Raw genomic sequence first — 14,614 nt, forward strand, 5'->3', positions numbered from 1 at the left:
AGCGGGCGGGCGGCGGCTTGCCGCCGCCCGCCCCACAGGATCCCCCGCCTGGGAAGGGACCTCACCCTGTTATGAGCACATACGCGATCGTCGGCGTCTCCTGCCTGTTCCCCGGAGCCCGAACGCCCGAAGAGTTCCGGCAGAACCTCCGCAATGGCACGGACAGCCGTCGGGAAGGAGGCGAAGAGGTCTTCGGGGCGGAACCCGGCGAGCGTGACCTCGACCCCCGGCACCGCATCGTGTCCCGCCGAGGCGGTTTCATCACCGGCTTCGAGTTCGACCCCGCCGGCTACCGGCTGGATCCCGGCTACCTCACCGGGCTCGACCCGTTGTTCCACTGGTCGCTGTACGCCGCCCGGGAGGCCCTGCGCGACTGCGGTGCGGACGACCGGCCCGAACTGCTGGCCAGAACCGGCCTGGTCATGGGCAACTACTCGTTCCCCACCAGCACCTCGGCCGAGGTCAGCGTCCCCCTGGCGCAGGAGGCGGTACTCGCCGGGCTGCGCCGGGCCGGACTGCCCGAGCTCGACGCACTGCCCGGTGCCGTCAGCCTCGTCCACCGCGACGGCATCCTGCCGGAGAACCTGCGGGTCAGCGGATCTCCCGCCGCGGTCGCCGCCGGGGCCCTCGGTCTCGGCGGCCCCCGCTACTGCCTGGACGCCGCCTGCTCGTCGGCGCTCTACGCCCTGAGCCTCGCCTGCGGTCAGCTCGCCTCGGGCCAGTCGGACATGGTGCTGGCCGGGGCGGTCTGCGCGCCGGACCCCACTCTGATCCACCTGTCGTTCTCCGACCTGCACGCCTACCCGGACGACGGTTTCAGCCAGCCCTTCGACGGGCGCTCAGGAGGGATCGTCACCGGCCAGGGCGCGGGCATGGTCGCCGTCAAACGGCTGGCGGACGCGGTGCGCGACAAGGACCGCGTCTACGCCGTGATCGACGGCATCGGCCTGTCCAACGACGGTGCGGGGCGCCACCCCCTGGTCCCCCGCAAGAGCGGACAACTGGACGCCCTGACCCGTGCCTACGCGAGCGCCGGGGTGGATCCCGCTGCCGTCCACTACCTGGAGTGCCACGCCACGGGAACCCCCATCGGGGACGCCACGGAGGCGGAGACCGTCGCGGAGTTCTTCGGTGCCCACGGCGACGTGCCCCTGCTCGGCTCCGTCAAGGGCAACATCGGTCACCTGCTGACCGTCGGCGGCCTGAGCAGCCTGCTCAAGGTCGTCCTGGCCATGGAGGACGGCACGATCCCCCCGACCATCGGGGTCGAACAGCCGATCTCCTCGCAGGACGGCCGGATGGGACCAGCGACCCTGGTCCGCTCCGCCCGCGCCTGGCCGGACTCCTCCGGACCACGCCGGGCGGCGGTCTCCGCCTTCGGGTTCGGCGGGACCAACGCGCACGTGGTGCTCTCGGCGGCGCGGACCGACGCCGCGGCTGCCCCCGAGGCCGAGCCCGCCGTGCTGCCCGCGCTCGATGTCGTGGGACTCGGGGCGCACTTCGGCTCGCTGGAGTCGGTGGACGCCTTCGAGCGGGCGGTGTACGACGGCGGGCACGATCTGAGACCGCTCCCCGAGAGGCGCTGGAGGGGCCTCGACCGTACCGACGGGGGCACCCTGGAACAGGCCGGTCTCACCGGCCCGCCCAGCGGAGCGTTCGTCGACGGTGTCGAGGTCGACCCCGCCGACCTCCGCGTTCCGCCTTCGGACCTGCGCATCTACAACCCCCAGCACGCGTTGATGACCAAGGTCGCCGACGAGGCGCTGCGAGATGCCGGGTACCGGCTCGGCACCGGGCACGGCAACACCCCCGAACCCCGCCGTGTCGCGGTGGTGATGGTCACGGAGATCGAGCCGTACTCGCACGCCAGACTGAGCCGTTTCGGTCTCGGAACCTTCCTGCGGAACGAGTTCGACAAGGCCGGTGTGAAGCTGACGGAGGAACAGCGGGCCGCGCTGAACGTGGTTGCCAGGGACGCCGTCGTGGATCCGATCGGCGCCAATGAGGTGCTCAGCTACATCGGCAACGTGATGGCCGGCCGGATCTCCTCCAGGTGGAACCTCACCGGCCCCTCCTTCACCCTCTCCGCCGAGGGCGCCGGCACCGCGGAGGCGCTGGACGTCGCCCGGCTGCTGCTGCTCGACCCGGACCTGGAAGCGGTGCTGGTCGGCGGTGTCGACCTGGCGGGGTCCGCGGAGAACCTGCTCGTGCAGCCCGCGCCCAGCACCGAGCCGGGCCTGACGTTCGACGAGGGCAGGCGCGGCCGACGGGTCGGCGAGGGCGCCGGCGCGCTGGTCCTCACCCGCCCGGACGCGGTGCCCGGCCGGGTGCACGCCCGCATCGACGCGGTGGCCGTGCGCTACGCGGAGGCCGCCGACGGCTCCCTCGACGGCGCGTCGGGCCCCGCGCTGGCACGGGCCGCACGGGCGGCGCTGGAGGCCGCCGGAGTCGCCGCCCGCGACGTGGAGTACGTGGAGGCCCACGCGGCCGGCACGGGTGCCGTGGACCGGACCGAGATCGCCGCACTGGCCGAGGTCTACCCGGCCGGCGGCGCCACCGTGCTGGGCAGTGTCAAGGCGCAGGTGGGCGACGCCGGGTGCGCCGCCGGGATCGCCGGGCTGATCAAGGCCGTGCTGTGCCTGCGGCACGCCTATCTGCCCGGCACCCGGGGATGGCGCCGTCCGGCGGACGACCTCGCCGAGGACTTCGCCGCGTCCGCGTTCCAGGTGCCGGAGACCTCCTTCCCCTGGATCCCGGAGCGCCCGGACGGCAGCCGCCACGCGGCCGTCAGCATGCTCGGCACCGGAGGATCGCACGCCCATGTGGTGCTGTCCTCGGTCCCGGACGCCGGCCGCCCCCGGCCGACGTCCGACTGGCAACGCGCCCGTGGCCCCCTGCTGCTGCCGCTCGGTGCCGACACCGTCGACGAGCTGGTGGCCGCGATCAGCCGGCACACCGCTCTGCTTGCGGACGGCGCGGACCCGTCCGCGCTGGCGCGCGAAGCGGCAGGCGCACTCGACGGCAGCCGGCTGCGCGTCGTCCTCGTCGGCCGGGACCGTGAGGCGCTGGGACGCCAACTGGACCTCGCGGCACGGGCACTGCCCGCCGCCTGCGCCGAGGGGAAGGACTGGAGCACTCCCGCCGGTTCGTTCTTCACACCCAGCCCGATCGGACCCGACGGACGGGTGGCCCTGGTGTATCCCGGGGCCTTCAACACCTACCCGGGTCTCGGCAGGGGACTCTTCAGGACGTTCCCCGGCCTGCTCGACCGCTTCGAGCAGCAGGCGGCGGAACCCGCCCGGATGCTGCGGGCGGCACAGCTCTACCCCCGTGGGGCCGAGGCCCTCGACCGTCGCGCGATGATGCGGATGGAGGAGCGGCTCGCCGACGACATCCCGTTCATGCTCGCGACGGGAACCAGCTTCGCCGTCCTCTACACCGAGCTGGTCCGTGAGGTCCTGGGCGTCCGGGCACACGGAGGTTTCGGCTACTGCCTCGGCGAGGCGAGCATGCTCTTCGCGACCGGGGGATGGGACGCGCGCGGCCGCTCCGACTCGCTGATCAGCGACAGCCCGGTCTTCCAGGACCGGCTCTGCGGACCGCGCCGCACCGTACGGGAACTGTGGAACCTGCCCGAGGACACGGCCGACGCCGACGTGTGGTCCACCCATGTCCTGCTGTCGGCCGCCGACCCGGTGCGCGAGGCCATCACACGCCACGACCGGGTCCACATCACCCATGTGAACACCCCGAACGAACTGGTGATCGGTGGCGACCCGGCACAGTGCCGGGCGCTCATCGCGGAACTCGGCTGCCCGGCAGCCCGCTCACCCGCCAACGTGGTGATGCACTGCCCGGTCGTGGACCCGGAGTTCGACGGCCTGGCCCGCCTGAACGACTACCCCACGGGCTCCTTCGGAGACCTGGACCTTCTCAGCGCCTACGACTACGACACGTTGCCCGCCGAGCGGCTCGGCGACTCCCCGCAGCGCATCGCGCACACCCTGCGCTCCACGATCGACTTCCCCCGCCTGGTGCGGACCGCCTACGACCGTGGCTACCGCTACTTCATCGAGGCGGGACCGGGCGCCACCTGCTCCCGGTGGATCCGGGACACGCTCGGGGAGGCCCCGCACGTGGCAGCCGGCGTCGACCGTCGCGGGGTGACCCCGGCGGTCTCGCTTGCCCACCTGGCGGCACGGCTCGTCAGCAACGGTCTGCCGGTCGACCTCACGGCTCTGCTCGGTCCGGCTCCGGCCGCGTCCACGCCTCCCGCCCGCCGCCTCCCGGCGGTCCGGGTGGGCGGCGGTGAGCCCATCCCGGACCGCATAGCCCGTGAGGCCGCGAAGGCCATGTCCGCCGGGCGGACCGGCCCTGCCGACCCCGCCCCGCCCGCCCCGCCGGTGGCGCCGGCGGCCGGGCGTCCCGCCCCCGTCGTCATCGACCCGCCCGCTCCGCCGGAGGTGCCCGCTGCCATGCCCGCCGACCCCACGCTAGAGATGCCCGAGGTCATCACCTTCGACGAAGGCCCGGTGACCGCCGTCCCCATGGGCGCGGCGGCACCGGTCGCGGAACCCGCCCCGGCGGTGCTTCCCAGGCCCGTCGCGGCGCCGGCCGTCGCGGCCGGGAGCCGTACGCCGGCGGCCGACCTGGTGCGGGATCTGCGCCGGGAGATGGTCGCCGCGCACGGGATCGTGATGGAGACCCACCGGGTCCTCCAGGCCGCCACCCTGAACCGCACCGACGCGCTGCTCGACGCCCCCGGGAACCCGCCGGCCCCGGCACCCGTCCCCGTGCCCGCGGCACCCGTACCGCTGCCGCCGGCGCCGCTCCCGGCGGCACCCGCCCCGCCCCCTCAGCTGACCGCCCCGGCCGGACCCACGCCCCCGCCGGCTCCGGTGTCCGCCGGGCCGCCCCTGCCGCCGCCCGGCACCGTGCCCGACCGGTCCGCCGACCGTGTGATCTTCGATCAGGCCGACCTGATGGAGTTCGCCACCGGTTCGGTCGCGAAGGCGTTCGGCCCCGGGTTCGCCGAGATCGACACCTACCGTGCCCGTGTGCGGCTGCCCGCGCCTCCGTACCACTTCGTCACCCGGGTCACCGCACTCGACGCGCGCCCCGGTGTGCTCGAACCGGCCCGCATCACCACCGAGTACGACGTGCCCGAGGACGCCTGGTACGCCGTCGACGGCGGTGTGCCGCCGGCGGTGACCGTGGAGTCGGGCCAGTGCGACCTGCTCCTCGTCAGCTACCTCGGCATCGACTTCCGCAACAAGGGCGACCGCGTCTACCGGCTGCTCGACAGTTCGCTGATCTTCCACGGCGGGCTGCCCAGGACCGGGCAGACGCTCCGCTACGAGATCTCCATCGACCGGTTCGTCCACCAGGGCGAGACCACGATGTTCTTCTTCAGCTACCTCTGCTACGCCGACGGGGAGCTGATCCTCGAACTCAAGGACGGCTGCGCCGGCTTCTTCACCCAGGAGGAGCTGAACACCCCGCTCGGCGTCGTCATGACGGACGCGGAGCGCGCCCGGCGCGAGGCGCTGCCCAGGGGCACCTTCAAACCGCTGGCCCGTGCCCGCAAGGACCGGTTCGACGCGGCCGACATGGAGCTGCTGGCCCAGGGCCGTCCCGGTGACGTCTTCGGCCCCGACCACGCGCAGGACCCGGGCCTCAACCCGGCGCTGCGCCTGCCCGACGCGCGGCTGCGCATGGTGGACGAGGTCACCGTCGACCGTACCGGCGGACCGCGCGGTCTCGGGGCGCTCCATGCCGTCAAACGCCTGCAGCCGGACGCATGGTACTTCGTCTGCCACTTCCCGGACGACCCGGTGCTCGCGGGTTCCCTGGTCGCGGAGGGGGCCGTCCAGCTGCTGCAGATCTACCTGATGCACCAGGGGATGCACCTGACGCTCCCGGACGCCCGCTTCCAGACGGTCACCGACCGCCGGATCGACGTCAAGGTACGGGGCCAGATCACCCCGCAGGACACCGAGATCCGCTACGAACTGGAGGTGACCGAGCTGACGTTGCTGCCCCGGCCGACCGTCGTGGCTGACGTCCTGGTGTACCTGGGTGACAAACCGGTCGTCCGGATGGAGAACCTCGGTCTCCAGATCGTGGAGAAGCCGGGAACGCCCTACCGTCCGGAGGCCGGAGGTGTGCCGGCGTTCCTCGGCCGCCGCAACCGCTCCGGCGAGGCCGCGATGATCAACGAGCTGCACCTGGCCCACGCGGCCCGAGGCCTGCTGGACATGGCGATGGGCCCGGAGTTCGAGATCTACCGCGACAGCCGTGCCCCCTACATCCCCAACGGCGACTTCCAGTTCGTCGACCGCGTCATGTCCCTGACCGGCACCCGCGGCGATCTGGGTGCCGGCTCGGAAATGGTCACGGAGTACGACTCCCCGGACGACGCCTGGTACTACCGTGAGAACTCCTCGCCCTACATGCCGAACTGCGTGTACATGGAGTCCTCCCTCCAGGCCGCCATCTTCCTCGGCTACTACCTGGGCGCGACCCTGACGCGTCCAGAGGAGCAGTACCGCATCCGCAACCTCGACGGCAGAGCGACCCTCGTCCGCGACATCGACCTGCGGGACAAGACGATCCGCCACCACTCGAAGCTGCTGAGCACCAGCGTGGTGACGGGGGCCGTGCTGCAGAACTTCTCGTACGAACTGAGCGCCGACGGCGAGGTGTTCTACACCGGCCAGTCGCTGTTCGGGTACTTCGGCGACGCCGCCCTGGCCAATCAGGTGGGCCTCGACAACGGCGCGTACCAGGAACCCTGGATCGTGGCCGAGAACCCCGCCGCCGAACGGGTGCGCCGGATCGCCCTCACCGAGGGTTCCGCCGCGTTCGGCGACCCCACGGGCGGGGAACTGCACCTGCCCGCCGGCCGGTTCGACCTGGTGGACCGGGTCGATCTGGTCGAGGACGGCGGACGGCACGGCGCCGGCTACCTGCACGGGTACCGGAGCATCGCCCCGGACGAGTGGTATTTCGACCGGCACTTCCACCGCGATCCCGTGATGCCGGGCTCGCTGGGCGTCGAGGCGGTCCTGCAGGCGATGCGCCTGTTCGTGCTGGAGCAGAACCTCGCCGAAGGCATGGTGCGGCCCCGCTTCGCCATGGCCACCGACGTGGAGACGGCCTGGAAGTACCGGGGGCAGATCCTCCGCGACGACGAGGAACTCTTCTTCGACGTGCACATCAAGGAAGTGCGCAGGGAAGCGGGCCGGCTGCTGCTGATCGCCGACGCGGATCTCTGGAAGCCGCGTCTGCGCATCTACGAACTCACCGACGTGGCCATCGAGGTCCGTCCGGAATCGGACTGACCGCATGCACAGCCGAGGAGCCGAGTTGTCCACGAGCACCGAACAGAACACCGTCCGCTGGTACGGAGAGGGGTATCCGAGCGCCGATCCCGCAGGAATCCACCAGGTCCTCAGCCGGCTGGACCAGCCCTGTTACGTGGTGTCCGGCCCCCAGGGCCTCGGTGCCGTCGCAGGCGGCACCGCGGCCGCGGGCGGGGACGGGCCGGCCGTGCTCGCCGCCGTCCCCGCCCTGCCGCCGCAACGGCTCGGCTCGGCGGCCTTCCGCGCCGCGCACGGGGTGCGGCAGGCCTACATGGCCGGGGCGATGGCCGGAGGCATAGCCTCGGTCGAGCTGGTCACGGCTCTCGCCCGGCAGGGCTTCCTGGCGTCGTTCGGGGCCGCGGGCCTGCTCGCCGAAGACATCGCGAAGGCGCTGGCCCGTTTCCGTGAGGAGATCCCCGGTCTCCCCTACGCGGTCAACATGATCCACAGTCCCAGCGAACAGCGGCTGGAGCGCGACGCGGTCGAGCTGTACCTCGGCCACGGGGTGCGCTGCGTGGAGGCGTCCGCCTACCTCGACCTGACCGCCCACCTGGTGCGGTACCGGCTGGCGGGTCTGCGCACCGGGCCCTCCGGCCAGGTGGTGGCGGAGAACAGGGTCATCGCCAAGGTCTCGCGGGCGGAGACCGCCGAGCGCTTCATGCGGCCCGCACCCGCCGCCCTGGTGGAAACGCTCCTCAGGGACGGTCTGATCACGGGTGAGCAGGCCCGCCTGGCCCACCTCGTACCGCTCGCCGACGACATCACCGCGGAAGCGGACTCCGGCGGGCACACCGACCGAAGGCCGCTCCCGGCCCTCCTCCCGGTCATCCTGCGGATACGCGACACCATCCAGCGGGAGCACCGCTACGCGGCACCCGTCAGGGTGGGCGCCGCCGGTGGCCTCGGCACCCCGGCCGCGGTGGCCGGCGCCTTCGCCATGGGCGCCGCGTACGTGGTGACGGGCTCCGTCAACCAGTCCTGCCTGGAGTCCGGCACCTCCAGGGCGGCCCGCGAGGTGCTCGCCCAGGCCGACGTCACGGACTGCGTGATGGCGCCCGCGGCCGACATGTTCGAGATGGGCGTGGAACTCCAGGTGCTGCGGCGCGGCTCGATGTTCCCCATGCGCGCCTCGCAGCTCTACCGGCTCTACCAGACCTACGACGGCATCGAGGCGCTGCCCGAGAAGGAACGCCGCCGGCTGGAGACCCAGGTCTTCCAGCGCCCCCTCGACGACGTCTGGCAGGAGTGCGTCGAATACTTCAGCCGCCGGGACCCCGACCAGCTGAGCCGTGCCGCCGACAACCCGAGGCGCCGGATGGCCCTGGTCTTCCGCTGGTACCTCGGCATGTCCTCACGCTGGGCGGTAACGGGCCTGGCCGAGCGCAGCGCGGACTTCCAGATCTGGTGCGGTCCCGCGATGGGCAGCTTCAACTCCTGGGTGTCCGGCAGCTACCTCAACACCCCCGGCAACAGGACGGTCGCCGACGTGGCCCATCACCTCATGCGCGGAGCCGCCTTCCACACCCGCACAGCACAGCTGCGCACCGCCGGACTGACTCTTCCCTCCGCCGCTTCCGAGTACGTCCCGGTGCCCCTGGAGACGGCCGGCGCGACGGCGGTGACCTCATGAGCGGGCTGACACCCGAGGCCGTGGAGGAGCTGCTCGGTGACCCGACGGACCCGGACAACCCCTACGGCTTCGCCGCCGCCGTGGCACGGGACGAGGACGACGCCGCACCCGACGAACTCTGCCGGAAGCTGGTCTCGGCGGGCTTCCACCTCAACTACCTGCCCGAGGGGTGGGGCGGCGAGTTCCGCTCCTTCGACCGGAGCCTGACCCTGGTGCGCGCCGCAGCACGGCGCGACGTGAACGTGATGCCCGGCACCATGTTCGGCATCATCGCCGCCACCTGCCTCCAGCTACACGGAAGCACCGCGCAGCGGGACCGTGCCGCGGAGATCCTCACCGGCGGAGGGACGGTGGCCTTCGCGCTCACCGAGGCCGCGCACGGCAGCGACATCCTCGCCAACGAGGTCCGCCTCGCGCCGGACGGAACCCTGCACGGTGAGAAGTGGATGGTCGGCAACGGCATGCGGTGCGACGCCGTCTACGTGGTGGCCCGCACCGGGGAGCGGGGGCCGGCCGCCTTCACCGCCTTCCTGCTGGACCTGGAGCGGATCCCCGGCGACGGTCTGGAACGCCGCCCGGCCGCCAGGACCAACGGCATGCGTGGCATCGACACCGCGCGGCTGCGCTTCACGGGCCTCCCGGTGCCGGAAGGCGCCCAGGTGGGCCGGACCGGCGAAGGCCTGGAGATGGCCGTCCGGGCCCAGCAGGCCGTCCGGCTGATGAGCATGGCGGGCAGCCTCGGCTGCGCGGACACCGCGACGCGGCTCACCCTCGACTTCGCCACCGGCCACCGGGTGGCCGGCGCGCCCCTGATCAGCACCGCGCACGCCCGGCGGGAGCTCGCCGTCGCCTCGGCGGCCCTGCTCGCCGCGGACGCGACGGCCCTGGCGGCCGCCAGGGGGGTCCACGCCGTCCCCGGGGCGTTCAGCGTGTGGGCTCTCGCGGCCAAGCACGTGGTGGCCGAGGCCACCGAGGAACTGACCCGCCGCTGCGCCGGTGTCCTGGCCACCCGCTCGGTCCTGCGGGAGGGCCCTCCCGGCACGGGCATGTTCCAGAAGCTCCAGCGGGACATCGCCGTGGTCCGCGTCATCGACTCCGGACCGCACGCCAACCTCCGCTCCTACGCCGGACAACTGCCCTCCCTGCTCGACGGCGCGCGCACCTCACCGCCCGGGACGCTGCGCGGGGCCTTCCGGCTGGACGAGGAGCCCCCTCCGTACGAACCGGCCGGGCTCGGCCTCGTCGTGCGCGGCGCCGATCCGCTGCTGGGGGAACTCGGGGAGGCCGCACGGTCGTTCGGCGCGGACCCGGCCACCGCGGCCGACCTGTGGACCCGGTCCTGCGTCGCATGGCTCGTCACCGCCGTGGAGGAGCTGCCGGCCGGGGCCACCGCGGCACGCCGTCGCGACGCGGACCCGAACGCCCTCGCTGACCTAGCCGAGCGATACGCCTGGCTGCACGCCGCAGCGGCCTGCCTCCAGCTGTGGCACCACAACCGTCACCTCTCGCTCTACGGCACGCCGCCGGCCTCGACCGGCTGGCTCGGGGCGGCTCTCGGTTACCTGCTCGCCCGCGCCGACGGCACCGATCCCCGGCGCCACGGCGAGGAGATGCACCCGGCCCTGGACGCCGTGTCGGCGCTCCGGGAGGCCAACAGGATGCTGACCGCCCTGCCCGTCCGACTCGCCCCCACCCGTTCCCATCCGATGGAGGATTCATGACCCAGGCCGAGTTGACCGATCTGGCCGAGGGCCTCGAGCGGTATCTGGGCGACCCGCACGATCCTGCGAGCCGCATGTCCTTCGCCGAGGTGCTCGAGTTCGACGAGCGGGACGAGTGCCCTTACGCCTTCATCGGCATGCTGCGTCGCTGGGGATTCCTGGACTACGGGCTGCCGGCGGAACAGGGAGGCAAGGCCGGCAGCCCCGAGACCGGCTTCCTGCTCATGCGGATCGTGGCACGCCGTGACGGAGCCACCGCCATCGCGGCGGGACTGACCCAGGCGGCGTTCGCGCCCGTGTGGATCGGCGGCACCGATGAGCAGAAGCGCCGGCAGATCGAGGACATCCACAACGGGGTGAGCATGGCCTGGGGACTGTCCGAGGCGGCGCACGGCAGTGATCTGCTCGGCAACGAGGTCGTGGCGGAGAAGGTCCCGGGCGGCTACCGGCTGACGGGGGAGAAGTGGCCGATCGGCAATGCCACCTTCGCCGACCGGATGGTCGTGTTCGCCAGGACCGGGGCCCGCAGCGGTCCCGGGGACTTCTCGATCTTCGTCGTCGACAAATGGCAGGCCGAGGCCGAGACGATCCGGGAGACCCCTCTGGTCAAACTCCACGGTGTGAGGGCGCTGGATCTCAGCGGTCTGCGGTTCGACGGGGTGTTCGTACCCGAGGAACTGCGCATCGGAGCCGAGGGGCAAGGCCTCGAGATCGCGCTGAAGACCAGCCAGACCGCGCGCCTCGTCATTCTCAGCCTGGCGCTCTCGGCGGTGGACACCTCCCTGAGGGCAGCCCTGGAGTTCGCGCAGGGCAGGGTGCTCTTCGACCGTCCGGTTGTCGAGGTCCCGTACACCGGGCTCCAGCTGGCGGAGTCCTTCGCCGAGCTCATGGTGGCCGACGCGATGTGCCTCGGCGCCGTCCGCAGTGTCCAGATCTCGCCCGACCAGGTCAGCGTGTGGTCGTCCGCGTCCAAGTACCTGGTCCCGACGCTGCTGGAGGGGACCCTGTCCCGGTTGAACGTCGTCCTCGGTGCCAGGGCGTTCCTCCGGCAGCACCCGCGCTACGGCATGCACCAGAAGATGCTCCGCGACATCCTGGTGACCAACATGGCCGACGGGAACACCGTCGTGAACCTGCGTAACATCGGCCACCACCTGGCCCCGCTGCTGCAGCGGGCCCGCACGGCCGGCCCGGAGGTCCGGAAGGAAGCGGTCGCGCGCGCCGCCGTGCTCTTCGGCATGGACACCGAACTCCCGACCTATCGGCCCTGGACGCAGGAGCTGTCGAGCCGGGGTATGGACGACGCGGTCCTGGCCGCGCCCGACGGCCTGGAGAGACTGCGCGCACTCGCTGACCACGCGGTGGACAAGGACCAGGACCGGCTGCTGCTCGCCGCCGACGTCGGGCACGGGCTGCTGGCCAGGCTCGGGCCGCTGGAGGAGCGCGCCACCCGGCTCCGGGAGGAACTGGGCAGGGGCTACGCCCAGTCGGCGGAACTCTTCGAGCTGGCGAAGGAGTACTGCGTCATCCACGCGGCAGCCGCCTGTGTGCTCACGTACGTGCACTCGCAGGACAGCATGGCAGAGCCGCTGCCGAGTGCCGCACTGCTCCTGCTGCAACTGGAGCGTCTGAACAAGCAGTTCGAGCCGTTCAGGCCCTACCGCGACCCGGCCGCCGCGGAGGAGGTGCTCGCCGTGCTCACCCGGCTGCACGCCGGGAACCGGCTGTTGTCGCACTGGCCGGTCGGGCTGGCCGAGCCCACCGGGAGCTCCGGGTGAGCCCAGGCCCGGTCGGTGCGGCGCCGGAGGAGGCGACCGCGGTGGACCTGTGGACGCTTCCCGAGGGGCTGGTTCCGGAGCTGGCGGAGCTGGCGGGCGGACCGGCGGCGGTGCTCGCTCCGGACGAACGGGCGCGCCATGCCCGGCAGCGGTCGTCCGGGGCGCGGCGGCGCTTCCTCGGCGGCCGGCTGCTGTGCCGCGTCGCGCTCAGCGCCCGCGCCGGCCTCCCCCCGGCGGCCTGGCGGTTCACCGTGGGCCGCCACGGGCGTCCGGAGCTCGACCCCGGCCACGGCGGCCTGCGGTTCAACCTGTCCCACACCGAGGGGCTGATCGCGTGCGTGGTCGCCCAGGGGCACGCGTGCGGTGTGGACGTGGAGCGCGTCCCCTTCGGTGACGAGACGGTCCGTTTGCTCAGCGCCCAGCTCGGAGAGGCGCAGCGGGCGGCCGTGGCGGGGGCGCCGGACTCCGCCACCGCCCTGGGAGAGCTCTGGGTCCTCACAGAGGCCTACCTCAAAGGGATCGGAACCGGGCTGGTGAACGGTCTGGGGGACCTGCGGTTCACCCGGCGCGCCGAAGGCACCGGCCTGGTGGTCACCGACGCCGTGCGCCCGGGTGCCGCCCGCCGCTGGCGGCTCGAACTGCTGCGCCCGGGCCCGGGCCACCTGCTCGCGGTGGCCGTGGACGACGGGGGAGCGGGCAGGCTGCGCCGCCACGACCTCGCCGAGGCCGGGCGGTTCCCCCTGGGGCTGTGGCCCGCCGGACCTCATGTCCCCGCATCTTCCTGATGAACCCCGTGAAGTGGAAGGAACATCCATGCCTGAGAACGCATCACCGAACGTCGCCGTGATCGGCGCGGGCCCCGCCGGCCTGTCCGCCGCCTACCGCCTGCGCGACCGTGCCAGAATCACCGTCTTCGAGCGCGAGCCCCGCCCCGGCGGCCACGCCAACACGGTGGAGGTCGAGGAGAACGGCAGGGTGCTCGGCCTCGACACGGCGTTCGTCGTCTTCAACCCGCGCTTCTATCCCCGTCTGTGCGCGTTCTTCGCCGAGCTGGGCGTCGAGACGGTGGCGCACCCGGGCGGGTTCGAGTTCTTCGACCTCGACAGCGGACTGGAGTTCGGCACCGAGGAGATGGAGCTGGAGGAGTCCGAGATAGAGGCCCGCTACGCCGCGAATTACCCGGAGTTCCCCGACGTCTGGCGGGAGGTGCGGCGCTTCCACGAGGAGAGCCGCCGGGACTTCTCACGCGGCCGTGCCGACATGTCGCTCGGGGAGTACCTGGACCGGAACGGATACAGCACCGAGTTCCGCCACTCGTACCTGATCATGCTCTGTTCGGCCGTCTGGTCGGTACCGGCGGAACTGATCTGGGAGATGCCGGCGGCCACCGTCATCGCCTTCTTCGTCGGTCATGACGAGGGCGGACTGGGCGGGCGCAGGGTCGACTGGCGGACGGTGGGCGGTGGCTCGATCTCGTACGTCCGTAAGGCGCTGGCCGCGACAGGACCCGACCTTCGGATCTCCGAACCGGTCACCGGGGTCCGTCAGGAGGCCCACGGGGTGACCGTGACCACGGCGGCCGGCAGCAGCACGTTCGACTACGTGGTGCTGGCCACCCACGCCGACGAGGCGTTCGCCCTGTTGGAGAACCCGACCGAGGCGCAGCGCGCGGCGCTGGAGGGGGTGCGCTACAGCAGCTCCCGCGTGGTGCTCCACAAGGACGCCTCGCTGATGCCCACCGTCCGTGAGCGCTGGGGGGCCTGGAACTACGGGAAGACGAAGGCCGACGGGGAGACCCGCTGCTTCGTCACGTACTACCTCAACCGGCTGCACGACTTCACGGCGGAGAAGGACTACTTCGTCACCCTCGACCCGCCGCGTCCGCCGGACCCGGATCTGGTCATCGCCGAGTTCGACTACACCCACCCGGTGATCGACGTGGCGCTGCGGGACCGGCAGTCCGTGATCTACGAGGCCAACGAGGGCACGGGGGTGAAGCTGTGCGGGTCCTACTTCCACAGCAAGGAGCTGGGCCCCGACCTGATCGGCTCCCATGAGGCAGCCTTCTCGGCCGGGGCCGAGGCGGCGGCCCGGATCCTGGACGAAATTTCCTGAGTTCCC

The 14,614-nt window shown here is 72.3% G+C and carries 6 protein-coding genes; all 6 read left to right on the forward strand.

Going from position 1 to position 14,614, the window contains the following annotated elements:
* The first annotated feature begins 71 nt into the window (after window positions 1–71).
* From HED23_RS09455 to HED23_RS09480, 6 genes are read left to right on the forward strand one after another with little or no spacing between them, the layout of a single operon-like run.
* Window positions 72–7,343: a beta-ketoacyl synthase N-terminal-like domain-containing protein gene (locus HED23_RS09455; RefSeq protein WP_203182955.1), complete on the forward strand. Its 7,272-nt coding sequence runs from the start codon at window positions 72–74 to the stop codon at window positions 7,341–7,343.
* Between the two features lie 25 nt (window positions 7,344–7,368).
* A complete protein-coding gene (locus tag HED23_RS09460) occupies window positions 7,369–8,994 on the forward strand; it encodes a PfaD family polyunsaturated fatty acid/polyketide biosynthesis protein (protein ID WP_238441891.1) in 1,626 nt (541 codons plus the stop codon).
* The gene (locus tag HED23_RS09465) at window positions 8,991–10,715 is read left to right on the forward strand and encodes an acyl-CoA dehydrogenase family protein (protein ID WP_203182957.1); all 1,725 of its coding nucleotides are present in this window, start codon (window positions 8,991–8,993) and stop codon (window positions 10,713–10,715) included. Before HED23_RS09460 ends, HED23_RS09465 begins: the two co-directional genes overlap by 4 nt.
* The gene (locus tag HED23_RS09470) at window positions 10,712–12,493 is read left to right on the forward strand and encodes an acyl-CoA dehydrogenase family protein (protein ID WP_203182958.1); all 1,782 of its coding nucleotides are present in this window, start codon (window positions 10,712–10,714) and stop codon (window positions 12,491–12,493) included. Before HED23_RS09465 ends, HED23_RS09470 begins: the two co-directional genes overlap by 4 nt.
* Window positions 12,490–13,278, forward strand: coding sequence for a 4'-phosphopantetheinyl transferase family protein (locus tag HED23_RS35660; protein ID WP_203182959.1), 789 nt, complete (start codon window positions 12,490–12,492; stop codon window positions 13,276–13,278). Before HED23_RS09470 ends, HED23_RS35660 begins: the two co-directional genes overlap by 4 nt.
* Before the next feature lie 28 nt (window positions 13,279–13,306).
* Window positions 13,307–14,608 (forward strand): NAD(P)/FAD-dependent oxidoreductase, encoded by a 1,302-nt coding sequence (locus HED23_RS09480; RefSeq protein WP_203182960.1) that lies wholly within the window; start codon window positions 13,307–13,309, stop codon window positions 14,606–14,608.
* Window positions 14,609–14,614: the final 6 nt, after the last annotated feature.

Source organism: Streptomyces pratensis (genome assembly GCF_016804005.1).
Taxonomy (GTDB): Bacteria; Actinomycetota; Actinomycetes; order Streptomycetales; family Streptomycetaceae; genus Streptomyces; species Streptomyces pratensis_A.

Coding starts and splice junctions, on each gene's coding strand:
- HED23_RS09455 (WP_203182955.1), top strand. CDS start 72: ATGAGCACATACGCGATCGTCGGCGTCTCCTGCCTGTTCCCCGGAGCC.
- HED23_RS09465 (WP_203182957.1), top strand. CDS start 8,991: ATGAGCGGGCTGACACCCGAGGCCGTGGAGGAGCTGCTCGGTGACCCG.
- HED23_RS09480 (WP_203182960.1), top strand. CDS start 13,307: ATGCCTGAGAACGCATCACCGAACGTCGCCGTGATCGGCGCGGGCCCC.
- HED23_RS09470 (WP_203182958.1), top strand. CDS start 10,712: ATGACCCAGGCCGAGTTGACCGATCTGGCCGAGGGCCTCGAGCGGTAT.